Here is a 24,418-nt window from a genome sequence, read left to right as displayed (position 1 = left end):
TGCACGAAGGCGATTGTGCGTGACCCACGCACCATAGACACTACCGCCCAATGCCTACCCATTACACACCGGACAGCGAGCGCGAGGCCGGCGAACCCACGCTGCCCGTGTCGCCGCGCGATGCGGCAATGCACGCGCTCGTCTACCGCCGCCAGCTGCGCCAGAAGCCAAGCCCCAGCGGCCGGCGCATCGCCGGCTGGGTCGGTACGCTGCTTATCCACCTGGTGTTCCTGTTCGGCATGATCCTGGGGCCGGCGTACAACGTGCTGCCGCCACCGCCCGATGACCTGGATAACCCGGATGCGCTCCAGGTCCGGTTGATCGACAAGCCACCACCGCCTGTGCCGCCTGTTCGCGGTACGCCGTCGAAGGCGCCGGTCGCGAAGGCGAAGCAGGCCACCAGCAAGTCCGTCGCCAGCCGCGCTTCGCGCGGTTCGCATGCCGCCGCTACCGCATCCGCCGACAAGGCCTTGCCGGCCATCGCCGTGCCCGTGGCGCCGCCGCCGCAGGTGAAGCCCGACGTGAAGCTCACCGCGCCGCCGCCGAGCGTGCAGGCCGTGGCCGAGAAGCCGTTGGTGCAGCCGACGGCGCCCCCGCAGCAGCGGGATCTGGAACAGGTGCCCGTGCCGACGCCTGCGCCGCCGGACCTGGCCGTCGATACACCGAAGCCGCAAGTCGTGCCGCCGCGCTTCCAGCCCGAGCCCGTGCGCAAGGCCCAGGTGGAGGGCACGGCACCCATGCCGCCGCCCGCCTCGCTATCGCTTCCGCCGATCCCGGCATCGCAGCCGGCGGTAACGCCCACGCCACCGCAGATCACGGCCGAGAAAACCACGCCGGTACCGACCACCACGATGACGCTGGCGTCCGTGCCGCGCCCCGAGGTGCAGGAATCGTCGGCACCGCCCACGCCGCAGGACACGCCGCTACCCGCGATTGCGCAGGAGCCGACCGCACCGCCGGCACCCAAGGTCACCGCGGATGTGCCGAGCCCCGTGCCGCCCAAGGTGGCTGTTGAGACGGTACGCGCGCCCGCCGTGGAGGCCGACGCTGAGCTGGAAGCCGTGCCGCTGCCCGATGCCACGGCGAAGGCGAACCTCTCCGCGCCCGTCGCCGATGTGTCGCGCCCGACGATCCAGGCCCCCGAGGTCACGCCGGGTGAACTTCAGCGCCCGGTTGCCGGCGAAGACACCAACCCTGCGCCACCGGGTCAGGCGCCAGGCGATAACGCCGCGGGTGAATCCACGGCACAGGCGCAGAACGAGCAAGGCAAGGCCGCTGCCGATAACAGCGCTGCGCCGAGCAAGGGCGAGCCGGGTGCGCCATCGGCCGCCGGTGAATCCACCGCGGCGAACGCAGGCACGAACACCCCCGGCGCCGCTGCCGATACCGGCAAGCCAGGCGCCGCGAAGGGGGCTGACGAGGGCGAGCGCCTGACCGGCGCAAACGGTACCTCGCAACGCGCCGATGGCGTGGCAGGCGGGCAGGGCGACAAGGCCGGCCAGGTGGGTGCGTACGTGGAGCTGAAGCCACGCGGCAACGTGACACCGCAGAATGGTGCCCGGGTGCACATCGACTACAAGTCCACGCGTTTTGATGATGCGTGGACGCCCAAGGGTGAGAGCTCGGTCGACACCGCCTTGCGCCACGGCGTGGAAGCGACGACGGTGAAGTTCACCGTGCCATTGCCGCGCGGCGTGCGCATCAACTGCACGGCCGGTCCGGGCGTCTCCGGTGGCGCGATGAAGCAGGCCATCTCGCTATTCACGTTGGGCTGCGGCGGCGATCCGCCGCCCAAGCCATCCGAGCCTGACAAGCTGGTGAAGAACCAGACGATGGCATCGAAACCGCTGGCGGATAACCTGCCGCCCGCGAACGCAACGACCGTGGCCACGGTGCCGCAACCGATCGACAACACCGCGTTCTGCACCACGGCGCGCGTCGCCGGCGGCCCGTTGCCGCCAGGCTGCGAACCCACCATCAAGATCAACGTGCAGGCCGCGCCCCAGGCGAACGGCTCATGGGTACCCGCGAGCGATCAGTTCAAGTAGCGAGCGGGCGGATCTCGGTACCCGCGGCCATGTCGTGCAGGCCGCGGCGGCGCGCATCGAACAGCGATGGCAACAGGATCACCGCCCAGCCGATCAGCGGTGCCCACAAGGCGACCTGCAACGACGTCACGGCATAAAGCATCAGCAACAGCACGGGCAGGCCCGCCACGACGACGCGCACCAGGGCGCGTTTCAGATCCACGGCGTTTCCTTCGCGGGTCACCACGCGAATACGCCACGGCCGCATCCCCAGCGTCTGTCCACCCCGCGTCCACGAGAACAGGAAATACGCCGCAACCACCAGGGCCTGCAGCGGCTGGTACCACCACGCCACGATGTGTCCCTTGTCGTCGGCCACATGCCCACCGGTCGCCATCTGCGCGATCAGCCCCACTACCATCACGATGGCGACCACCGCAAGCACGTCATAAACGATCGCCGCAAAGCGGCGCCAGGCTGGGGCGGGTAGGGTGGGCGTGCTCATGCGGCCTCGCGGTGGTGTGCTCGGGCCATTATGGGTTTTCCTTGCATGCTCGTGCGACCATCGGCGCATGAAGGAAAGAAGCACGGAACCTGGCGGCGCTGACGCGCGTCTCATTGATCGCTTTATCGAGCGTGTGTGGTCGGAAGATGGCCTGGCCGATCGCACGCTCGAGGCGTATCGGCGTGATCTGGCGCAGCTGTCGCGCTGGCTTGAGGGGCGCGGGCATACACTGGCAACGGCCACGCGCGAAGACCTTTCCGCGTACCACGGCAGCCAGCCGGTTTCCGTGCGCAGCATGGCCCGGCGGCAATCCGCATTCCGGCGTTTCTACGCGCAGATGGCCCGCGATGAGGGCAAGCGCGAAGATCCCACCCTTCTCATGCAGCGGCCGAAGATGCCGCGCGGGCTACCCAAGGCGCTCGCCGAGCGCGAGATCGAGGCGCTGATCGTCGCGCCCGATACCACGACGCCGCTGGGCCTGCGCGATCGCGCCATGCTCGAATTGATGTACTCCTCGGGCCTTCGCGTTTCGGAATTGGTCGATCTGCCGCTGGCCGGTCTTAATCCGCGCCAGGGCGTGCTGCGGGTCACGGGCAAGGGCGGGAAGGATCGCCTTGTGCCGGTGGGCGAGGAAGCGCTGGCGCATGTCGAGCGCTACCTCGCCGAGGCGCGGCCCGGGCTGGCGCAGGGCCACGGCCAGCCGCTCGCGTTGTTCCTCTCGCGTCGCGGCAGCGCCATGAGCCGCCAGCAGTTCTGGACCCTGGTGAAGGGTTACGCGATGCAGGTGGGCATCCCGGGCAAGCGCGTCTCGCCGCACGTGCTACGGCATTCGTTCGCGACGCATTTGCTCAACCACGGCGCCGACCTGCGCGCGCTGCAGATGCTGCTGGGCCACAGCGCGCTCAGCACCACGCAGATCTACACCTTGGTGGCGAAGGAAGGCCTGAAGCGCCTTCACGCCCAGCATCACCCCCGCGGATAACCTGCCGTGCCACAATCGGGGGAACCGATCGCGTGCCGCGCGTTCCAAACACGGCCGTGAACTCCCCCCGGTACCCCATGGAGCCGTACCCCATGTTCAAGAAAATCCTCCCGGCACTGCTGGCCGGTGTGTTCGCCATGACGGCGGCCGCCGCCGATGACACCAAGGCCGTTCGCGCTGCGGTCGAGGGCCTCGGCCCCGGCATCAAGGTCGATAGCATCACACCGTCGCCCATGCCCGGTTTCTTCCAGGTCGTGGCCTCGGGTCGCATGGTGTATGTCACCGCCGATGGCCGCTACATGCTCAACGGCAACCTGATCGACCTGAAGAGCCAGACCGATCTTTCCGCCGCGAGCTGGGCCGCTACGCGCAAGGCTGAGCTGGCCAAGGTGCCGGCATCGCAGCGGCTGATTTATTCGCCCGCGAACCCCAAGCACACGGTTACGGTGTTTACCGACGTGGATTGCGGCTTCTGCCGCCAGTTGCACTCGCAGATCGATGAGTTCAACAAGCAGGGCATCGCCGTGGAATACGTGTTCTGGCCTCGCGAAGGCATCAAGACCACGGCGGGTAACGACACGCCCTCGTACACCAAGGCCGTCTCGGTCTGGTGTGCCTCGGACCGGAAAAACGCGTTCAACGAAGCCATGAAGGGCGGCTCGGTGAAGGCGGCCACCTGCACCAACCCGGTGAAGGACGAGTTCGAGCTGGGTGAGCGCCTGGGCGTGAACGGCACCCCCACCGTCGTCACTGAAAATGGCGATGTCGTGGGTGGTTACCTCACCCCGGCCCAGCTGCTGAAGGCCGTGAACGCACCGGCCGGCACCATCAAGGGCGGCTGAGCCATTCCACGGTAGGAGCCCACCCTGTGGGCGATGTCTTTTCGCGGGGCGCGACAGGTCCTGAACCTTATCGCGAAAAGATGTCGCCCACAGGGTGGGCTCCTACGGCATCAGGGTAGCCCCGATGCTGTCCCGCAACATCATGTAGAATAGGCGTTTTCCTCCAGCGCCTTATCCCCCCGCATGATCGCACTCGACGGGCAGAGCGCCCTCTCGCCGTTTCGCCTCGAACGCCTGAACGCCCACCTGGAGTCCCTGTACCACGGGACCCGCGTGCAGGCGGCCTGGTTCGTGTATTTCGTGGATGCCGCCACGCCGCCGGAAGGCGACGCGCGAGCGCGCCTCCTGGCCATGTTGGAAGCCAAGCCGGGTAACCCCGAGCCGGCCAGCTTCTGGGTCGTCCCGCGCCTGGGCACCATCTCGCCGTGGTCCAGCAAGGCCACCGATATCGCCCACGGGGCCGGTTTCAACGTGCACCGCATCGAGCGGGGCGTGGCCTGGCAGGTCACCGGCATGCCGGCCGCCACCGATCCGGCGTACGCCCAGGTCATGGCCGCCTTCTGCGACCCCATGGTGCAGTCGCCGCTGTCCACGCTGGCGGATGCCGCCGGCCTGTTCCTGGCCGGCACCCCCGGTGATATTGGCCGGATCGAGCTGGGCAATGACGCCCACGCCGCGCTGGATGCCGCCAACAGCGAGCTGGGCCTGGCCCTGGCTGCCGATGAAGTGGATTACCTGGCCGAGCGCTACAGCGAGATGGGCCGTGCGCCCACCGATGCCGAGCTGATGATGTTCGCCCAGGCGAACTCCGAGCATTGCCGCCACAAGGTGTTCAACGCCACCTGGACGCTGGATGGCAAGGAACAGGAGAACTCCCTGTTCGGCATGATCAAGAACACCCACAAGCATTCGCCGAAGTTCACGCTGTCCGCTTACAAGGACAACGCGGCCGTGGTCGAGGGCTACGAGGGCAACCGCCTGTTCGTGAACCCCGACGATGGCGTGTTCCGCACGGTGAAGGAAGCCGCGCCGTACGCGATCAAGGTGGAGACGCATAACCACCCCACGGCCATCGCGCCGTGGCCTGGTGCCGCCACCGGTTCCGGCGGCGAAATCCGTGATGAAGGCGCGACCGGCCGCGGCGGCAAGCCCAAGGCGGGCCTCACCGGCTTCTCGGTGTCGCACCTGCGTATCCCGGGCACGCCGCGCCCGTGGGAAACCGCGCGTCCGCTGCCGCCGCGCATGGCGTCCGCGTTCGAAATCATGCGCGATGGCCCGCTCGGCGCCGCTGCGTTCAACAACGAATTCGGCCGCCCGGCACTGGGTGGATACTTCCGCACGTTCGAACAGGAAACGGGCGAGAAGGGCATCCGCCGCGGCTACGACAAGCCCATCATGCTGGCGGGCGGCCTGGCCGCGATCCGCGAGCAGCACGTGCAGAAGCGCGATGTGCGCCCGGGCGACAAGGTCATCGTGCTCGGTGGCCCGGCCATGCTCATCGGCCTGGGCGGTGGTGCTGCCTCGTCGGTGGCGTCGGGCACCTCCAGCGCGGAACTCGATTTCGCCTCGGTGCAGCGCGATAACCCGGAAATGGAGCGTCGCGCGCAGCAGGTGATCGATGCGTGCTGGGCACGTGGCGAGAAGAACCCGATCGTCAGCATCCACGACGTGGGTGCAGGTGGCCTTTCCAACGCCATTCCCGAGATCCTCAACGACGCGGGCGTCGGCGGCATCATCGATCTGTCGAAGGTGCCTTGCGACGACCCGACGCTTTCGCCCATGCAGGTGTGGAGCAACGAATCGCAGGAGCGTTACGTCCTGGCCATCGGGCCCGAGGACATCGCGGAGTTCGAGGCGTACTGCAAGCGCGAACGTTGCCCGTTCGCCGTCGTCGGCGAAGCGACCGCCGAAGCCCGCCTCATCGTGCGCGACCCGCGCCGCGACCTCACCGTGATCGACCTGGGCATGGATGTGCTGTTCGGCAAGCCGCCGCGCATGCACCGTGACGCACAGCGTGTGAAGCCGCGTGTCGATCTCGTGGCCGACCTGACCGGCATCGGCATGGATGAAGCGCTCATGCGCGTCCTCCGCCTGCCGGTCGTGGGCTCGAAGAACTTTCTCATCACCATCGGTGATCGCACCGTGGGCGGCCTTAACGCGCGTGACCAGATGGTCGGCCCGTGGCAGGTGCCCGTGGCCGATGTCGCCGTCACCATGACCGACTTCGAAGGCTATACCGGCGAAGCCATGGCCATGGCCGAGCGCGCCCCGGTGGCGCTGCTCTCCAGCGCGGACGCCGCGCGCATGGCCGTGGGTGAAGCGATCACCAATATGGCGGCCGCACCGCTCAAGCTTGAGGAAATGCGCCTGTCCGCTAACTGGATGGCCGCGGTGAACCACCCGGGCGAAGATGCCGCGCTGTTCGACGCCGTACGCGCCGTCGGCATGGAATTGTGCCCGGAGCTCGATATCGCCATTCCAGTCGGCAAGGATTCGCTGTCGATGTCCACGGTGTGGACCGACGAGGCGGGCAAGAAACAGAAGACCGTCTCCCCGGTATCGCTGGTGATCACCGGCTTCGCCCGCGTCGATGATGTGCGCCGCGTGCTCACGCCGCAGCTGAAGCTCGATCGCGGTGATACCGACCTGTGGCTGATCGACCTCGGTGCAGGCCGCGACCGCCTCGGCGGTTCCGCGCTCACCCAGGTGTTCAACCGCGGCGGCGGCGTGCCTCCCGATCTGGACGATGCAAAGCGCCTGCGCGCCATGTTCGAGCTGATCCAGGAAGCGAACCGCTCCGGCCTGCTGCTGGCTTACCACGACCGTTCCGATGGCGGTGCCATTGTCACGTTGCTGGAAATGGCCTTCGCCGGCCGCTGCGGTCTCGAGATCCGCCTGGATGGCTGGGCCGACGCGACGCTGCGTGCGCTGTTCAACGAAGAGCTGGGTGCCGTCGTGCAGGTGGCCTCGGCCAACCGCGAGGCATTCGAGCAGCTGCTGGTGAAGCACAACCTGGCGGGCATGACCCACAACGTGGGCCGGCCGAAGGAGAAGCTAGGCATCAAGCTGCACCTGAATGGCGAAACGCCGTTCAAGTGGAACTGGACCGAGCTGTTCCGCGCCTGGAACGAAACCAGCTACGCCATGCAGCGCCTGCGTGATAACCCGCTCAGCGCGGACCAGGAAAGCGAGTGGCGCCTCGACGACGCCGATCCGGGCCTTTCGCCGAAGCTCACGTTCGATCCGGCTGACGACATTGCCGCGCCGTACATCGCGACGGGCGTACGCCCGCGCGTGGCGATCCTGCGCGAGCAGGGCGTTAATGGCCAGGTGGAAATGGCGGCGGCGTTCACCCGCGCCGGTTTCGACGCGGTCGATGTGCACATGACCGACCTGGCGACCGGGCGCCATCACCTGAAGGATTTCCGCGGCTTCGCCGCCTGCGGTGGGTTCTCGTACGGTGACGTGCTCGGTGCCGGCCGCGGCTGGGCCACCTCCATCCTCTACAACGACGCGTTGCGCGAACAGTTCGCCCGCTTCTTCGAGGATGGCAGCAAGTTTGCCCTCGGCGTGTGTAACGGCTGCCAGATGATGTCGCAGCTCAAGGACATCATCCCTGATGCCGACCATTGGCCGCAGTTCCTGCGTAACCAGTCGGAGCAGTACGAAGCGCGCCTGGCCACGGTCGAGGTCATGGAATCGAACAACCTGTTCTTCCGTGGCATGGCCGGCTCGCGCCTGCCGGTCGCGGTGGCGCATGGCGAAGGCCGGGTGCATTTCCCCAAGGTGTGCAGCCCGTCCAAGAGCCATGGCGCCGCACGGTTCGTGGATAACCGCGGCAAGCCCACCGAGCACTACCCGCTGAACCCGAACGGTTCGCCGGGAGGCCTCACGGCGTTCACCGCCGCCGATGGTCGCGTGCTGATCATGATGCCGCACCCGGAGCGCGTGTTCCGCAGTGCCCAGCTCAGCTGGCACCCGGAGCAGTGGGGCGAGGATTCGCCCTGGATGCGCATGTTCCGCAACGCGCGAGCCTGGGTCGGTTGAGCCAGGCGGCAAGCGAGAAGCAAACCGTGACGACGGGCGATCTCACCAGCATCATCATCGTCCTGGCCGATAGTGGCCCGCTCACTCGCGATTGCGTGGAACACGCCCTCGCGAGTGACCGGCCTGTCGAAGTGATCGTGGTCGACAACGGCTCGGACGACGGGATTCCCGAAGCGCTCGATCGCGCGTACGCGGCCGATGATCGCGTACGCGTTATCTACAACCGCGCCAACCTCGGGTTCGGCCCTGCCGTGAACCGTGGTGCGGCACAGGCGCGCGGGAAATTCCTGCTGGTGCTGAATCCGGATTGCCTGATCGATCCGGATACCCTCTCGCGCATGCTCGCGCACGTGGGCCCGCACACGGGTATCGTGGGCGCCGTCGTGCAGGACGCGGCGGGTCATGTCGATCCGGCCTCGCGCCGGCGCGATCCACTGCTCGCCAGGGCCCTCGCCACCAAGTTGGGCCGGGGCGACACGGGCATCGATATTCGCGGACCGTTGCCGGCGACAGCAGTGCCGGCCGAAGTGGTATCGGGTGCCATCCTGCTCATGCCGCGTGCGGCTTTCGAAACCCTGGGTGGTTTCGACGAGATCTTCTTCCTGCACTGCGAGGACATGGACCTGTGTCGCCGTGCGCGTGACATGGGCTACCAGGTACTGCTGGCGGGCGATGTGCATGTCATGCACGGCAAGGGTGGCTCCAGCCGGCACCGGCCTGTGTTCGTCAGCCGGCACAAGCACCGCAGCATGTTCATCTGGTTCCGCCGGCACGATCCAGCGGCGAAGAATCCGTTGTTGCGTGGCCTGGTCTGGCTGGGTATCTGGTCGCACTTCCTCCTCAAGATCCCGGGCCAGCTCGTACGGAAAAAGCGCCGATGAGCGGCGTGGCGAAGGGCAGTGGCCTGGCAACGCTGGGCCTGCTGGCAGTGACCGCGATCTGGGGCTCGACCTTCGTGATGATCAAGGACGTCGTCGGGCGCATGTTGCCGATCGACTTCCTGGCGGTGCGCTTCACGATCGCCGCGGCCGCCATGCTCTTGCTGTTTGCGTTGCCGGTGCGCCGGTTAAGCCGTCCGCAGCTTTACCGCGGGCTCGCGCTCGGTCTGCTTTATGGCGTCGCGCAATGGTTGCAGACCGAAGGCATTGCGCTGACCTCACCCAGCGTCAGCGGCTTCGTCACCGGCATGTACGTGGTTATCACACCCATGCTCGCGTGGCTGTTGTTCCGCCAGCGTATCCCCGTCATCACGTGGGTGGCTGTCGTCGTGGCCACGGTGGGGCTGGGTGTCCTCGCACTGAATGGATTCGCAGTTGATCTTGGCGTGTTGCTGACGCTCGCGTCGGCGGCGCTCTATGCGCTGCATATTGTCGGGCTCGGGCACTGGTCGAAGCCTGGCGAAGCGTTCGGCATGTCGGCCGTCCAGATGCTGGGTATCGCCGTGGTCTGCGTACTTGCAACGCTGCCGCACCATGGGCCATCACTGCCGCCTGATGGCAAGGCGTGGGTGGCTATCGTCTACATGGCGCTCATCGCTGGCGCACTGGCCATGCTGGTGCAGACGTGGGCACAGGCGCATATGCCGGCGACACGCGCCGCGATCGTCATGACCACCGAACCGGTATTTGCGGCGGGCTTTGCCGTCGCGCTTGGGGTTGATGCGCTCACCACCCGCATGGTGTGCGGCGGCGGCCTGGTGCTGGCCGCCATGTACATGGTCGAGCTCGCCCCCCGGTTCCGCCGCAAGAAGCCCGCTGAAGCGCTGCACCACGAAGCAGGCTAAACCCCTATTTCGTGACCGTGAACTTGTAGGTCATGACGTTCTTGTATGTCTGGCCGGGCTCGAGCCTGGCCGAGCCGAAGTCCGGCTGGTTCGGCGTATCCGGGAAGATCTGCGGTTCCAGCGCGAACGCATCGCCCTCGCGGTAAATGCCGCCGGACTTGCCGGACGTGGTGCCGTCGAGGAAGTTGCCGGAGTAGAACTGCAGGCCCGGCTGCGCCGACCAGAGCGACAGCACGCGGCCGCTTTTGGGATCGGACACACGGGCGACCTCGCGGGGTGCCGGGGCCTCCTTCCGCGAGATCACCCAGTTGTGATCGTAGCCACGTCCAAACACGAGCTGCTGCTCGCTGGCATGGCGCAGGTCACGACCGATGGGCTTGGCCTTGCGGAAGTCGAAATACGTGCCCGCCACGCTGCGCACTTCGCCGGTAGGAATGGCGGTGGCATCGGTTGGCAGATAGGAATCACCGGCGATCATCAGCTTCTGGTCTTCCACGCTACCCGAGCCTTCACCGGCCAGGTTCCAGTAGGTGTGGTTCGTGATGTTGACGATCGTGGGTTTGTCAGTCGTTGCGGTGTACTCGATCGTCAGTTCGTTCTTGTCGTTGATCGAGTACTTCGCGGTGGCCGTGAGCTGGCCGGGGTAACCCTGGTCCCCGTCGGGGCTGACATAGGTCATCGTCACGCTGGGATTGGCGCCTGACTCCACCTTGTCGACGGTCCATACGACCTTATCGAAGCCCAGCTTGCCGCCATGCAGCGAGTTCGGGCCGTCGTTCACCGGGACGGTGTAGTCCTTGCCATCGAGTTTGAACTTGCCCTTCGCGATGCGGTTGGCATAACGGCCCACCGTATCGCCGAAATACTGTGGCTTGGCGAAGGTGCCTTTGAGATCCGGGTAGCCAAGCACGATATCGCCCGGCTTGCCGTTGCGGTCGGGCACGTCCAGCGCATAAAGGGCCGCGCCAAGCGAGATCACTTTCGCCGTCATGCCCTTGCCGTTGGTGAGCGTAACGATGGTGACATCCTTTCCGTCCGGCGTATTGCCGAAGGAGGCCTTCGTCGCATCGCCGGCCGAGGCCGCCGCCGCGCTACCAAGCAGAATCGCCGCTATCGAAACGGCCAGAACCTTGCCCATCTTCCGCTCCCACTGTGATGACCTGTAGACGAGAGCATATTTGTCCGACAATTGACAAGCTGCGCTGCGTCAATGCTGTCGACGGGAATATCGCTAGCATGGCGAGCCTGTGGCGGCGGGGGAAGGGGCGATGGCACCGAAGATGGCAAATTCACGAAGCCTGCACGGGCGGGTCGTCGAAGAGATCGGCAGCGCCATCGTGAGTGGCGAGCTTGGTCCAGGCGATTCGCTGCCAGGCGAGGCACAGTTGGCCCAGCAGATGGACGTCAGCCGCACGATCCTGCGTGAGGCGCTGAAGGTACTCGCCGCGAAGGGCCTGATCGAAACGCGCCAGAAGACCGGCATGCGTGTGCGCGATTCGCGCTTCTGGAATCATCTCGATCCCGATGTACTTACCTGGCGCTGCGACGCCATGCCCACGGACGATTTCGTCGGCAAGCTGGTCGAGATGCGCGAGATCATCGAGCCCGCCGCGTGTATGTCGGCCGCCCGCCGGCGTGATAGCGCGCAGCTGCAGGCCATTGGCGAAGCGCTGGATGCGATGGAGGATGCGGTCGACCTGGACGCCTGGGCCGAGGCCGACCTGCGTTTCCACGAAGCGGTCCTGGCTGCCACGAATAACGAGTTACTGAGTTCGCTGTTTTCGGTGATCGAAACGGCGCTCGCGACATTCTTCGTCATGTCGGCGCGCACCGCCAAGAACTTCAAGTATTCGCTGCCCAACCATCGCGCGGTGTACGAAGCCATCCGCCGCCGACGCCCCAATGAGGCCGCCGCCGCGATGCGCGGGATGATCGAGGATTCGCGCAGCAATATGCGCAAGGGCCGCCGATAAAGAAAGGGCCGGCGTTCGCCGGCCCTCGTTGGTTTGTGCAGGACCGCCTCAGCAACAACGGCCACCGGTGCCACGGTAACGCGCTTCCTGGCGCTCCCTGAAGAACTCACCGTAACTGGGCACCGGGCGTTCGGGGTGGTGTTCGCGCAGGTGCTTTACGTACACATCGTAATCGGGCACGCCGCAGCAGAGGCGGGCGGTCTGAACCGCCCACTTCCACAGCGAACGCGGCGACGAGGGGGTATACGTCTCCATTGCCGTGCTCCTTACTGGGTCACGCTGGAAAGCGCGACATAGGGTTCTTCATGGGCCGTCGCGTGGTTGGCACGCCATGCTCTGGCGATGGCGCGCAGCGAGAAGAACAGCATCGTGAGCACCAGCAGCATGAACAGGGCGGTGAGGGCCATGTCCACGCGGTTGTTGGTGATGATCCGCTGCATCTCGTCCACGGTCTTCGCGGGGGGCAACAGCTTGCCGGCGGCAGCTGCTTCGGCGTACTTGTTCGCGGCAGCCGTGAAGCTGATCTTCGCATCGAACAACTTCTGCCAGCCGGCGGTCAGCGTACAGATGACCAGCCACGCGGCGGGTACCGCTGGCACCAGGACATAGCGTTCGCGCTTGAGCTTCACCACCACGACGGTAGCGAGCATGAGGGCGATGGCGGCCAGCATCTGGTTGGCGATGCCAAACAGTGGCCACAGCGTGTTGATGCCACCCAGCGGATCGACGGCGCCCTGGTACAGGAAGTAACCCCACAGGCCCACGCAGATCACGGTTGCCAGGACATTACTGACCCAGGAGTCGGTGTGCTTGAGCGGCGCATACGCCATGCCCGCGAGTTCCTGGATCATGAAGCGGCCGACACGCGTGCCCGCATCGACCGTGGTCAGGATGAAGAGTGCTTCGAACAGGATGGCGTAGTGGTACCACAGGGCCATCATGCCTTCGCCCGGCATGATGCCGTGCAGGAGCTGGGCCATGCCGACCGCAAGGGTGGGGGCACCACCGGCGCGCCCCAGGATGGTCGATTCACCGATGTTCCTGGCGGTATCGGTCAGCTCGGCCGGGGTAACGATAAAGCCCCAGTTGCTGATGGCGGCTGCCGCATCCTGCACCGTGGTGCCCACCAGGGCGCCCGGCGAATTCATGGCGAAATACACGCCCGGGTGCAGCGAGGAGGCCGCGATCAGCGCCATGATGGCGACGAATGCCTCCATCAGCATGCCGCCGTAGCCGACCATGCGGGCCTCGCCTTCGTTGGCCAGCAGTTTCGGCGTGGTACCCGAGGCGATGATCGAGTGCCAGCCGGAGACGGCGCCGCAGGCGATCGTGATGAACAGGAAGGGGAACAGGTTGCCCTGGAAGACCGGGCCCGACCCATCGATGAAGCGCGTGACGGCAGGCATCTGCAGCGTCGGTGCGGCCAGGAAGATGGCCAGGGCGAGCAGGGCGATGGTGCCGATCTTCAGGAACGTGGACAGGTAATCGCGCGGCGCCAGCAACAGCCACACCGGCAACACGGAGGCAAAGAAGCCGTAGCCGATCAGCCACCAGGCCAGGGCCTTCGCGTCGTAATCGAACAGCGCCGCGAGTGCGGGCGTATCGTTCACCGTCTTGCCGTACCAGATCGACGCGAGCAGCAGGATGAGGCCGATGATGGAGACCTCGAGGATGCGGCCAGGGCGGATGTAGCGCAGGTATACGCCCATGAGCAGGGCGATGGGGATGGTCGCGGCCACGGTGAAGGTGCCCCATGGGCTGTGGGTGAGCGCCTTGACCACCACCAGCGCCAGGACGGCGAGCACGATCATCATCAGCACGAGTACGCCGACCATGGCGATGACGCCGGGCACTTCGCCCAGCTCCTCACGGAGCATGTGGCCAAGCGAGCGGCCATCGCGGCGAAGGGAGAGGCCCAGGATCATGAAATCCTGCACCGCACCGGCGAACACCACGCCCACCAGGATCCACAGCATGCCGGGCAGGTAGCCCATCTGCGCCGCGAGGACCGGGCCAACCAGGGGGCCGGCACCAGCGATGGCGGCGAAGTGGTGGCCGAACACGACCCACTTGTCGGTCGGCACATAGTCGAGGCCGTCGTTACGGAGCACCGAGGGGGTCGCCCGGCTCGGGTCGAGCTGGAGCACCCGGTTGGCGATGAGCCGGCTGTAGAACCGGTAGCCAATAAGGAATACCGCAATGGAGGCGGTCACGAGCCAGATGGCGTTGATGGGTTCGCCGCGGCGCAGGGCGATGACGCCCAGGCACCAGGCACCGACGATGGCGATGGCGGCCCACAGGATCTTTCCTGCGGGACTGGGTTTGGGAATGGCGCTATGCATGGTCTTCTTGGCTCCCCTTGCGGTTGCCACAAGGGTCACCCCCAAGCCGTTGGGGGTCAATGCGTGACGGCACCCGTACGTATTAGCCATTGGTCGAATGGTTTTGCGCCGCTTGAGCCAGCGGCCCGCTCACGCCATGCTGGGGGCCCACCCCACTCCCTGCGGCCCGCCGATGATTCGCGAGATCCTGAAAATGGGCGATGAGCGCCTGTTGCGCATCGCCCCCCCGGTTCCCGACACCATGGTCGGTTCGGAGGAGCTTGAGGAGCTGATCGCCGACATGTTCGACACCATGCACCATGCCGGTGGCGTGGGCCTGGCTGCGCCGCAGATCGGCGTGGATCTGCAATTGGTGATCTTCGGGTTCGACAGCAGCGAGCGCTACCCGGACGCACCCCCCGTGCCGCAGACCATCCTGCTCAATCCGGTGATCACGCCGTTGTCGCAGGATATGGAAGAGGGGTGGGAGGGCTGCCTTTCGGTCCCGGGCTTGCGTGGCGCCGTCAATCGCTACTCATTGATCCGCTACCAGGGCATTGACCCGAAGGGCGGCCCCATCGATCGGACCGCCGAGGGGTTCCATGCGCGGGTGGTGCAGCACGAATGCGATCATCTGATTGGGCGGCTATACCCGTCGCGGATCACGGACTTCACGAAGTTCGGGTTTACCGAGGTGCTGTTCCCGGGGATGGATATCGGGGACGACTGAGGTTTACGTCCGCGATCGCGGTTGGCGCCCGACTTGCGGGAGCTGCTGTTCGCAAAAAACCGATCAGGTCCTGTTGCGGTTGCTGCGAAAGATGTCGCCCACAGGGTGGGCTCCTACGACGCGCTGGTTATTCGGCTTCGGCGAGCGCTTCGACGAGCACCAGGAGGGCCTTGCGGCGTTCCTTGGGCAGGCGGCTCACTAGGCCAACCAGGCGAAGCTGCTCGCGCGAATCGGCGCGATACAGTGCCGGGCTTTCCTTGACGCCGGTCGCGCCGCTCGGCGAACCACGGCCTGTGGCGAGCCATTCGAAGTTCACGCCGAAGCGGACGGCCATATCGATCTGGCGTTCGAGCTCGGGCAAGCCGAGATCGCTGAGCCACTTACGTGCCGTTTCCCGGCTGACATCGAACAGATCGGCCAGCTGGGTAATGCGGCCGCGGCCTTTCTTTACGCCAGCCATGTCCAGCGCGACATGCAGACGTTGAGAAAAACCTCGGTTGGTGAGTGGCATAACAACTCCGGAGGAACGCTTTTACGGCGCAAATGACCCGGTATTGTTGATAGCCCGAGCCGGGAGCGTAAGCCCTTGACAGTTGCCAAGTCGTGCAATTTACGACTGCTTTTCGTTTTTAAGCCTTTCGGCGAAACGAGTTGACCGATTTTCTCATTTCATCGGCCGTCCGATGTGCTACGTCCGCGAAGTCCTTTCCACTGCTAGCGTAGAGGATGGCGCGAGACGAAGAAATCATCAGGCCCGTGCCGTCGTCCGTCTGGCCATGCTGCATGACCGCCCCGACGTCACCGCCCTGGGCGCCGATGCCGGGGACCAGCAATGGCATGTTACCCACAATGGAACGCACGCGACCTAGTTCTTCTGGCCAGGTGGCGCCCGTTACCAGGGCGCAATTGCCGTTTCCGTTCCAATCCCTGGCGATGGTCTCCGCGACGCGCAGGTAAAGCGGCAGGCCGCCGCAATCCAGTGCCTGGAAATCCGCCCCGCCGGGGTTGGAGGTGCGGCAGAGGAGGATCACGCCTTTGTCGGCGCGCTCAAGGAAAGGATCGATTGAATCCTTGCCCAGGTACGGGTTGAGGGTGACCGCATCCGCGTCGTAGCGATCAAACGCCTCGGTACGGTAGTGCTGGGCCGTCGATCCGATGTCGCCACGCTTGGCGTCAAGGATGACCGGGATCCCCGGATGCCTGTCGTGGATATGCTTGATCAGCCGTTCGAGCGCCCCTTCCGCGCGTTGCGCCGCGAAGTGGGCAATCTGCGGCTTGAATGCACAGACCAGGCCCGCGGTGGCATCGACGATGTCACGACAGAAGGCAAAGATGCCTTCCTCGCCCACCAGCCCGGCGGGCAGCCGGCCCGGCTCCGGATCCAGGCCCACGCATACGAGGGAGTCGTTGCGGCGCCAGGCGTCCTTCAGCGAGGTCATGAAGTTCACAGGAGGGCTCCAATAAGCAAATGTAGGAGCGCGCTTGCGCGCGATGCTTTTTTTTGTCCCGCCCAACGGCAGGCCCCATCGCGCGCAAGCGCGCTCCTACAGGATACGGCCGGCCCACCCAGGCGGGGCCGGCACAGGGTCAGACCAGCTTCTTGTACTTAACGCGCTTCGGGCCGGCATCGTCGCCAAGGCGGCGCTTCTTGTCGGCTTCGTACTCGTTGTAGTTACCCGGGAAGAACTCGACGTGCGAATCGCCTTCGAACGCGATGATGTGCGTGGCGATGCGGTCCAGGAACCAGCGGTCATGCGAGATGACCACGGCGCAGCCGGGGAATTCGAGCAGCGCGTCTTCGAGGGCGCGCAGCGTTTCGACGTCAAGATCGTTCGAGGGTTCGTCGAGAAGCAGCACGTTGCCACCCTGGAGCAGGGTCTTGGCCATGTGCAGGCGACCGCGCTCACCACCGGACAACGAACCGACGATCTTCTGCTGGTCGGTGCCCTTGAAGTTGAAGCGGCCGATGTAGGCACGCGACTGGATCTCGAAGTTGCCGATGGTAAGGATGTCCGAACCGCCCGACACTTCCTGCCACACGTTGTTGGCCGGATCGAGCGCATCGCGGGACTGGTCGACGTAGGCCAGCTTGACCGTGTGGCCCAGCTTCACTTCACCCGAATCCGGCGTTTCCTTGCCCATGATCATCTTCATGAGCGTGGACTTGCCGGCACCGTTCGGACCGATGACGCCAACGATGGCGCCGCCCGGGATCTTGAACGACAGGTCTTCGATCAGCACGCGGTCACCGAACGACTTGGTGACGTTCTTGAACTCGATCACTTCCTGGCCCAGGCGCTCGCCCGGCGGAATGAAGATTTCATTCGTTTCGTTGCGGCGCTGGTACTCGACCGAGTTCAGCTCTTCAAAGCGATTGAGGCGTGCCTTGCCCTTCGACTGGCGGCCCTTGGCGGCCGAACGCACCCACTCCAGTTCCTTCTGGATAGCCTTCTGGCGCGACTTTTCCTGGTTGGCTTCCTGCTTCAGGCGCTCGTCCTTCTGCTCCAGCCACTCGGTGTAATTGCCCTTCCAGGGAATGCCGCGGCCGCGATCGAGCTCGAGGATCCACTCCGCGGCGTTGTCGAGGAAGTAGCGATCATGGGTGACCGCCACGACGGTGCCCGGGTAGTCGTGCAGGAACGTTTCCAGCCAGTCGACCGATTCGGCATCGAGATGGTTGGTGGGCTCGTCGAGCAGGAGCATGTCTGGCTTGGAAAGCAGCAGGCGGCACAGCGCCACGCGGCGCTTTTCACCACCGGAGAGGGGGCCGATCTTTGCGTCCCACGGCGGCAGGCGCAGCGCATCGGCGGCCACTTCAAGCTGGCGCTCCAGGGCGTGCGCGTCGTTGGCGGCCAGGATGCCTTCCAGCTTTTCCTGTTCCTTGGCGAGCGCGTCGAAATCGGCACCGTCCTCGGCGTAGGCAGCATAGACCTCTTCCAGGCGCTTCTGGGCGTCCAGCACCTCGGAAACACCTTCTTCCACCGCCTCGCGGACGGTCTTCTCCGGGTCGAGATCCGGCTCCTGGGCCAGGTAGCCGATCTTCGTCCCCGGGTTGGCGCGGGCTTCGCCCTGGAAGTCCTTGTCGACGCCGGCCATGATCTTCAGCACCGTGGACTTACCCGCGCCATTCAGGCCCAGCAGGCCGATCTTGGCGCCCGGGAAGAACGACAGCGAGATGTCCTTGATGATCTGGCGCTTCGGGGGGACGATCTTGCTCACCCCGTTCATGGTGTAGATGTATTGCATGGACGCTCCGTAAGGAAAGCCGGGCCCCGGAAGCCGAAGGGCTGCCGCTGGGCAAACCCCTATTATAGCGGGCATCGGTGACGAAGGCCGTGCCTCCCTCGGGATATGGCGCGAATCGCTGTAGGCGAAGGGCGCCAACGCTGTCAGGGTTCGGTCCAGGGGTGCCCCGGGTGGCTATAGTCGGCGCCCCTTCCGCACGAAAGGATTCGTGACATGGCTATCCGCCACCGCGCCGCAACCACCCTCCTTGCCTTCCTGGCCACCTGCCCCGGGGCGCTTGCCACGCCACCGCCCGATCCCGGATCGCCGTTCATCCATGTGACCGGCGAGGACGAGATCGCCCTGGACGATACGGGCGATGTTTCGCCCTTGCGCGTGTTCATCTTCCTGCACGATGGCCTGGTGCGGCCCGAGCTGAACAGTGATGGGGACGACCCGCTGCTGTTTCATGAGTGGCTGGACGATGACCGGCCGCCGGCGCGCGAAGGCCTGGCGGCCCGTATCCATGAGGGGTATGTCGCGTGGTGGCTCGATGAACTTCGCCAGGTGTTGCCGGGCGAGCCGATTCGCATCACCTACCTTTCGGCGTTGCCCGGCATTACCGATATTCCCCAGGGTCATGCAGGGGTACTCACTGATTTCGTGTTCGCCCTGCGCGTGCACGCCCGCCGCTACGGCTTGCCGCTGAACGGCAACTACCGCAACAAGTTCATCCTGCTGGTGCCCGATAACCTCGGGCCGTTCGCCGCGGGCAAGGCCTATCACGAGGGTGCCGAGGCGGTCGCTTCGGTCGGCGGCCCGTGGAGCGTGGTGGCCCATGAACTGGGCCACCTGCTGGGCGCGCGCCACGAGGATGCCGAGGTGCGCTACACAGGCTGGTGGTGGTGCCATACCAACATGGCGGCCGTGCCTTCTCCCTTCCTTGGGAACTGCTATGCGTATTCCGCGGCGAACCGCCGCCGGATCCAGGAGGCTTACCACCTGGGCCCGGGGCGGCCGCGCGCGGAGCGGCGCGTGGCGGGCGAGCCGGTCGTCGACTGATTCACCCGCGCAGGGCCTGGTTACCAGAACAGGCCTGTCTCCATGTAACGGCGGATTCGTTTCTGGTTGGCCGACGAATACACCTCACATGGCCAGCGCCCAAACTGGGGGTCGGCCATGTTGGTATCGCAGAATGCCCAGCTTTCCTTGTCCTCGTGGGTGGCGCCCAGGGTGTGGCCCAGTTCATGGGCCACGGTAGTCGACGCACGTACGCTGGCCACCGCGAACCGCCCGCCCTGGTTGGAGATGCCGAGCGCACTGCCGCCGTCCGGGGAGCCCTGGGTCACGAGTACAAGGCGGACCGCCCGCGTATCCTCGCCAAAGCGATCGGCCACCGGGCCTGCCAGGCGCTTCCACTCCGCCAGGACCCCGGTAAAGCCGTAGGGCGTGAGCTCAAGCCCCTCCAGCTCGCGATGCACGTGGATCTGGATGTCCTGGCCCGGCAGCACGTCGGTACGCATGTGGCCCAGCCACGCGCTCACATGCTCGGACACGAAATCGCGGGCGTTCATCTGCACGTCCCTGTGCAGCACGAAGTGGATATCCAGGGTCGGCGGCGGTGCGGCCAGGGCAGCCAGGGGCAAAGCGGCGGCTAGCGCCAATAGAACGCGTTTCATGGCAAATCCTTTTGCAATTCATGGGGATGGGCGGGGTGCCCGTGGCCGAGTCTAGGGCAGTCAGGTCCGGGTAGGGGGCTGCGGATGAAATTCGAGGTATTCGCCTACACGTTTTGTCGGTAAACCCTTGAGTCTGCGCGGCCTAGTGGCCTGCCCACCCCCCGGGCGTTACACTTTCAAGTCTCCGTCCCCCATCCCTACAACGAGGTTGAGATGTTCCCGAAGGATGCAACGATCGCCGGCTACGACGACGAACTCGCCCAGGCCATCGCCAACGAGTCGCGCCGCCAGGAAGATCACGTCGAACTGATCGCCTCCGAGAACTACGCCAGCCCGCGCGTGATGGAAGCCCAGGGCTCCACGCTCACCAACAAGTACGCCGAGGGTTACCCCGGCAAGCGTTACTACGGTGGCTGCGAGTACGTGGACGTGGCCGAAAAGCTGGCCATCGAGCGCCTCAAGAAGCTGTTCGGGGCGGATTACGCCAACGTGCAGCCGCACTCGGGTTCGCAGGCCAACCAGGCCGTGTACTTCGCGCTGCTGAATCCGGGCGACACGATCCTGGGCATGAGCCTGGCCCACGGCGGCCACCTTACCCACGGCGCCAAGGTCAACCTCTCGGGCAAGATCTTCAACGCCGTGCAGTACGGCATCGATCCGGACACCGGCCTGGTCAACTACGACGAGATCGAGAAGCTCGCCGTGGAGCACAAGCCGAAGATGATCGTCGCCGGTTTCTCGGCCTACTCGCAGGTCCTCGACTGGGCGAAGTTCCGTGAGATCGCCGACAAGGTCGGTGCGTACCTGTTCGTCGACATGGCCCACATCGCAGGCCTCGTCGCCGCGGGTGTCTACCCGAACCCGGTGCCGCACGCCCACGTCGTGACCTCCACCACGCACAAGACCCTGCGCGGCCCGCGTGGCGGCATCATCGTGGCCAAGGGCCTCGGCGAAGAACTCGAGAAGAAGCTGCAATCGGTGGTGTTCCCGGGTATCCAGGGCGGCCCGCTCATGCACGTGATCGCCGCCAAGGCGGTCGCCTTCAAGGAAGCCCTCGAACCGTCGTTCACCGAGTACCAGAAGCAGGTCGTGGCCAACGCCAAGGCCATGGCGAAGACGCTGATCTCCCGCGGTTACAAGGTGGTTTCTGGCGGTACCGAAAACCACCTGATGCTGATCGACCTGATCGGCCGCGACGCCACCGGCAAGGACGCGGAAGCGGCGCTGGGCAAGGCGCACATCACCGTGAACAAGAACGCCGTGCCGAACGACCCGCGTTCGCCGTTCATCACGTCGGGCCTGCGCGTGGGTACGCCGGCGATCACCACCCGTGGCTACAAGGAAGCGGAAACGATCGACCTGGCCAACTGGATCTGCGACGTACTCGATGCGCCGAACGATGACGCGGTCATCAAGGCCGTGCGCGAAAAGGTCACGGCGCAGTGCAAGCAGTTCCCGGTGTACGGCTGATCCATGCATTGTCCGTTCTGCCAGCATGAAGACACCCGCGTCATCGATTCCCGTCTCACCGAAGACGGTGGCACGGTGCGTCGGCGGCGCGAGTGTCCGCAGTGCGGTGAGCGCTTCAATACCTTTGAAACGGCGGAGCTGAAGCTCCCGGCGATCGTGAAATCCGGCGATCGCCGTGAGCCTTTCGACGAGCACAAGTTGCGTGTCAGTTTCGAGCGCGCGCTGCAGAAGCGCCCGGTGGCGAGCGATGCGGTGGATGCCGCGACGCGCGCCGTCATCAATGACCTGCGCCGCAGCGGCGAACGCGAAGTGCCTTCGCGCCAGGTCGGCGAACTGGTCATGCGCGAGCTCAAGGCCCTGGACCAGGTCGCCTACGTGCGCTTCGCGTCGGTATATCGCCGGTTCGAGGACGTGCATGCGTTCCGCGAGGAGATCGAGAAGCTCGAACGCGATCTCCCTTCGCTGGAAGGCCTGCAGCTGCCGCTGCTTGAAGCTGCCCGGCGCGGACGCAAGAGCTGATGACCCGTCCGTTCTTTCCGGCCATGGACCATGTCCACATGGCCCATGCGCTGCGTCTCGCCGAGCGCGGCATGTACACCACCCAGCCCAACCCGCGCGTCGGCTGCGTCATCGCGCGCGGCGAGACGGTACTGGGTACCGGCTGGCATCCCAAGGCCGGTGAGCCGCACGCGGAAGTGTTCGCCCTGCGCGAGGCCGGTGAAGCCGCGCGCGGTGCGACCGCCTACGTCACCCTCGAGCCCTGTGCCCATCATGGCCGCACGCCGCCGTGCGCGGATGCATTGATCGCCGCGGGCGTCGGTCGCGTCGTCATCGCCCATGAGGATCCGTTCACCCAGGTGGATGGCAAGGGCATCGAGAAGATTCGCGCGGCCGGGATCGGCGTGCAGATCGGCCTGATGCGCGATGCGGCGCATGAACTCAATATTGGTTTTTTCAGCCGTATCCAGCGCGGCCGCCCGTGGGTACGCGTGAAACTGGCGATGAGCCTGGATGGGCGTACGGCGCTCGCCGATGGTTCGTCGAAGTGGATTACCGGCGAGGCCGCGCGCGCCGATGTTCAGCGCTGGCGCGCCCGTGCCTCGGCCATCCTTTCCGGCAGCGGTACCGTGCTTGCCGATGATCCGCGGCTGACCGCGCGCCTGCCGGAAGGCGAAGCGTTCGTGCCACCGTTGCGCGCCGTGCTCGATACGCACCTGCGCACGCCGGCGGGGTTCAACGTGCTCGACGGCAACGCGCCCACGGTGCTGCTGCATGCGGAGGGTGCCAGCGTGCCAGCACACCTGCAGGATGTGCGCCGCGCGGCGATCCGTACGGACGAAGGCAAGGGCCTCGACCTGCGTGCCGCGTTGCACTGGCTGGCGCAGCATGATGTGAACGAGGTGCACGTAGAGGCAGGCCCCGTGCTTTGTGGCGCGTTGCTGGCCGAAGGCCTGGCTGATGAACTGCTGGTCTACATCGCACCTGTGTTGCTCGGCCACACCGCGCGGCCCATGTTGCACCTGCCACCGCTGGACGACATGGCCTCGCGCTGGAAGCTGGATACGATCGACCGCCGCCAGGTGGGCGATGACACCCGCCTGCTGATGCGCCCCGCCGCATGAACACCGTGCGCTGGGGCATCATTGGCTGCGGCGCGGTCACCGAAATGAAAAGCGGGCCGGCCTTTTCGAAGGTGCCTGGTTCGTCGCTTGTCGCGGTCATGCGCCGTGATGGAGCGAAGGCGCGTGATTACGCAGAGCGCCATGGCGTCCCCCGCTGGTACGACGATGCCGGCCAGCTCATCGCCGATGCCGAAGTCGATGCCGTGTACATCGCGACACCGCCATCGACCCATCGTGCGTATGCCCTGCAAGCCATGGCCGCGGGCAAGCCGGTGTACATCGAAAAGCCCATGGCGATGAACCACCGTGAGTGCCTTGATATCGTCGAAGCGGGCAGGGCGGCCAACGTACCGGTGTTCGTCGCCTACTACCGCCGCGCCCTGCCTCGTTTCACCACCATTGCCCAGCTGCTGCGCGATGGTGTGATCGGGACGCCGCGCTTCGTCAACGTCGTGTTGCACCATCCTTTCGAAGCGCAGTACCAGGACCCGGCGAACCTGCCCTGGCGGGTGCGCCCCGAACTGTCCGGGGGCGGCATTTTTGTCGACATAGGCAGCCACACGCTGGATATCCTGGATTTCCTGCTTGGCCCGATGACCGACGTGCGCGGCATGGCGCGCAACCAGCTTGGCGCTTACCCCGCCGAGGATGCCGTGGCCATGGCCTTTGCTTTCGGCAACGGTGTGGTGGGTACCGGCCTTTGGAATTTCGCGGCCGATCGCCGCGAGGATCGCGTGGAAATCACCGGCGACCGTGGCCGGTTGGTGTTCGCCACCTTCGGCGACGGCCCCATCCGCGTGGAAACCGATGGCAAGGTCGACAACCTTTCCATCGAAAACCCGGCACACATCCAGCAGCCGCTGATCGCCACGGTGGTCGGTGCCTTGCTGGGGCGGGGCGAATGCCCCTCGACGGGAGAGACCGCCGCCCGCACCAGCTGGGTCATGGACCAGGTCCTGTAGGAACGGGCTTGCATGGGCCATGGCGGCCCCCATGTTATGCTCCGCACCATATTCAAGCGTCTTCAGGGCGGGGTGAAACTCCCCACCGGCGGTAGGTTTCCTTCGGGAAACGAGCCCGCGAGCGCTCCCGGCACCCGCCGGGAGGTCAGCAGATCCGGTCAGATGCCGGAGCCGACGGTCATAGTCCGGATGAAAGAAGACGGCACCGCGCGCCCGCTCACGGGCGCGTGGCGCCATGCGCCTTGGGGCG

21 protein-coding genes and 1 riboswitch are annotated in these 24,418 nt (G+C 65.7%); of the genes, 13 read left to right on the top strand and 8 right to left on the bottom strand.

Annotated features, from left to right (window positions below; genetic code table 11):
• Nucleotides 1-50 precede the first annotated feature (50 nt).
• A complete protein-coding gene (locus tag L2Y97_RS17845) occupies nucleotides 51-2,048 on the top strand; it encodes a hypothetical protein (RefSeq protein ID WP_247429297.1) in 1,998 nt (665 codons plus the stop codon).
• Here the strand turns inward: L2Y97_RS17845 and L2Y97_RS17840 are convergent.
• A complete protein-coding gene (locus tag L2Y97_RS17840) occupies nucleotides 2,041-2,532 on the bottom strand; it encodes an RDD family protein (protein ID WP_247429295.1) in 492 nt (163 codons plus the stop codon). The genes L2Y97_RS17845 and L2Y97_RS17840 overlap by 8 nt on opposite strands.
• 67 nt (nucleotides 2,533-2,599) lie before the next feature.
• Between L2Y97_RS17840 and xerD the strand changes: the two genes are divergently transcribed.
• From xerD to L2Y97_RS17815, 5 genes are all read left to right on the top strand, one after another.
• Entirely contained in the window at nucleotides 2,600-3,514 is a 915-nt protein-coding gene (gene xerD, locus L2Y97_RS17835) for a site-specific tyrosine recombinase XerD (RefSeq protein WP_247429292.1), read from the top strand.
• 92 nt (nucleotides 3,515-3,606) lie between these two features.
• The gene (locus L2Y97_RS17830) at nucleotides 3,607-4,356 is read left to right on the top strand and encodes a DsbC family protein (RefSeq protein WP_247429289.1); all 750 of its coding nucleotides are present in this window, start codon (nucleotides 3,607-3,609) and stop codon (nucleotides 4,354-4,356) included.
• Nucleotides 4,357-4,539: 183 nt separating this feature from the next.
• Entirely contained in the window at nucleotides 4,540-8,403 is a 3,864-nt protein-coding gene (purL, locus tag L2Y97_RS17825; RefSeq protein WP_247429287.1) for a phosphoribosylformylglycinamidine synthase, read from the top strand.
• Between the two features lie 26 nt (nucleotides 8,404-8,429).
• A complete protein-coding gene (locus tag L2Y97_RS17820; protein ID WP_247429284.1) occupies nucleotides 8,430-9,284 on the top strand; it encodes a glycosyltransferase family 2 protein in 855 nt (284 codons plus the stop codon).
• Nucleotides 9,281-10,186 (top strand): DMT family transporter, encoded by a 906-nt coding sequence (locus L2Y97_RS17815; protein ID WP_247429280.1) that lies wholly within the window; start codon nucleotides 9,281-9,283, stop codon nucleotides 10,184-10,186. Before L2Y97_RS17820 ends, L2Y97_RS17815 begins: the two co-directional genes overlap by 4 nt.
• A gap of 4 nt (nucleotides 10,187-10,190) precedes the next feature.
• Here the strand turns inward: L2Y97_RS17815 and L2Y97_RS17810 are convergent, their stop codons facing one another.
• On the bottom strand, nucleotides 10,191-11,324 hold the full coding sequence (locus L2Y97_RS17810; protein ID WP_247429277.1) for an aldose epimerase family protein: 1,134 nt from the start codon (nucleotides 11,322-11,324) through the stop codon (nucleotides 10,191-10,193).
• Between the two features lie 142 nt (nucleotides 11,325-11,466).
• On the opposite strand from L2Y97_RS17810, the gene L2Y97_RS17805 reads away from it, so the two are divergent.
• Complete coding sequence (locus tag L2Y97_RS17805) at nucleotides 11,467-12,159, top strand: FadR/GntR family transcriptional regulator (RefSeq protein WP_247429274.1); 693 nt, start codon at nucleotides 11,467-11,469, stop codon at nucleotides 12,157-12,159.
• A gap of 48 nt (nucleotides 12,160-12,207) precedes the next feature.
• Here L2Y97_RS17805 and L2Y97_RS17800 read toward each other — a convergent pair whose 3' ends face one another.
• Both L2Y97_RS17800 and L2Y97_RS17795 read right to left on the bottom strand, forming a co-directional pair.
• Nucleotides 12,208-12,414, bottom strand: coding sequence for a YbdD/YjiX family protein (locus L2Y97_RS17800; RefSeq protein ID WP_247429271.1), 207 nt, complete (start codon nucleotides 12,412-12,414; stop codon nucleotides 12,208-12,210).
• A gap of 11 nt (nucleotides 12,415-12,425) precedes the next feature.
• Nucleotides 12,426-14,501 carry a carbon starvation CstA family protein gene (locus L2Y97_RS17795; protein WP_247429268.1) on the bottom strand — a complete coding sequence of 692 codons (2,076 nt, stop codon included), beginning with the start codon at nucleotides 14,499-14,501 and terminating at the stop codon, nucleotides 12,426-12,428.
• A gap of 172 nt (nucleotides 14,502-14,673) precedes the next feature.
• Here L2Y97_RS17795 and def point away from each other — a divergent pair, with 172 nt between their 5' ends.
• A complete protein-coding gene (gene def, locus L2Y97_RS17790; protein ID WP_247436875.1) occupies nucleotides 14,674-15,210 on the top strand; it encodes a peptide deformylase in 537 nt (178 codons plus the stop codon).
• Nucleotides 15,211-15,337: 127 nt separating this feature from the next.
• Here the strand turns inward: def and L2Y97_RS17785 are convergent, their stop codons facing one another.
• From L2Y97_RS17785 to ettA, 3 genes are all read right to left on the bottom strand, one after another.
• Nucleotides 15,338-15,721, bottom strand: coding sequence for a helix-turn-helix domain-containing protein (locus tag L2Y97_RS17785; RefSeq protein ID WP_216159375.1), 384 nt, complete (start codon nucleotides 15,719-15,721; stop codon nucleotides 15,338-15,340).
• 118 nt (nucleotides 15,722-15,839) lie between these two features.
• Entirely contained in the window at nucleotides 15,840-16,658 is an 819-nt protein-coding gene (gene pyrF / locus L2Y97_RS17780; RefSeq protein WP_247429266.1) for an orotidine-5'-phosphate decarboxylase, read from the bottom strand.
• Nucleotides 16,659-16,797: 139 nt separating this feature from the next.
• A complete protein-coding gene (ettA, locus tag L2Y97_RS17775) occupies nucleotides 16,798-18,456 on the bottom strand; it encodes an energy-dependent translational throttle protein EttA (RefSeq protein WP_247429263.1) in 1,659 nt (552 codons plus the stop codon).
• 213 nt (nucleotides 18,457-18,669) lie between these two features.
• Between ettA and L2Y97_RS17770 the strand changes: the two genes are divergently transcribed.
• Complete coding sequence (locus L2Y97_RS17770; protein WP_247429260.1) at nucleotides 18,670-19,497, top strand: zinc-dependent metalloprotease; 828 nt, start codon at nucleotides 18,670-18,672, stop codon at nucleotides 19,495-19,497.
• A 20-nt stretch (nucleotides 19,498-19,517) separates the two neighbouring features.
• On the opposite strand, the gene L2Y97_RS17765 is transcribed toward L2Y97_RS17770, so the two are convergent.
• A complete protein-coding gene (locus L2Y97_RS17765; protein ID WP_247429257.1) occupies nucleotides 19,518-20,114 on the bottom strand; it encodes a zinc metalloprotease in 597 nt (198 codons plus the stop codon).
• Between the two features lie 213 nt (nucleotides 20,115-20,327).
• Between L2Y97_RS17765 and glyA the strand changes: the two genes are divergently transcribed.
• From glyA to L2Y97_RS17745, 4 genes are read left to right on the top strand one after another with little or no spacing between them, the layout of a single operon-like run.
• A complete protein-coding gene (glyA, locus tag L2Y97_RS17760; protein WP_247429255.1) occupies nucleotides 20,328-21,584 on the top strand; it encodes a serine hydroxymethyltransferase in 1,257 nt (418 codons plus the stop codon).
• A gap of 3 nt (nucleotides 21,585-21,587) precedes the next feature.
• Nucleotides 21,588-22,103, top strand: coding sequence for a transcriptional regulator NrdR (nrdR, locus tag L2Y97_RS17755; RefSeq protein WP_247429253.1), 516 nt, complete (start codon nucleotides 21,588-21,590; stop codon nucleotides 22,101-22,103).
• A gap of 38 nt (nucleotides 22,104-22,141) precedes the next feature.
• Nucleotides 22,142-23,206: a bifunctional diaminohydroxyphosphoribosylaminopyrimidine deaminase/5-amino-6-(5-phosphoribosylamino)uracil reductase RibD gene (gene ribD / locus L2Y97_RS17750; RefSeq protein WP_425492863.1), complete on the top strand. Its 1,065-nt coding sequence runs from the start codon at nucleotides 22,142-22,144 to the stop codon at nucleotides 23,204-23,206.
• Nucleotides 23,203-24,168 carry a Gfo/Idh/MocA family protein gene (locus L2Y97_RS17745; RefSeq protein WP_247429249.1) on the top strand — a complete coding sequence of 322 codons (966 nt, stop codon included), beginning with the start codon at nucleotides 23,203-23,205 and terminating at the stop codon, nucleotides 24,166-24,168. The genes ribD and L2Y97_RS17745 overlap by 4 nt, the downstream gene beginning before the upstream one ends.
• Nucleotides 24,169-24,222: 54 nt before the next feature.
• Nucleotides 24,223-24,373: riboswitch (FMN riboswitch) on the top strand.
• Nucleotides 24,374-24,418: the final 45 nt, after the last annotated feature.

This window comes from Luteibacter aegosomatissinici (genome assembly GCF_023078495.1).
GTDB classification, from domain to species: Bacteria; Pseudomonadota; Gammaproteobacteria; order Xanthomonadales; family Rhodanobacteraceae; genus Luteibacter; species Luteibacter aegosomatissinici.
This window is presented reverse-complemented; position numbering and strand designations above follow the sequence as displayed.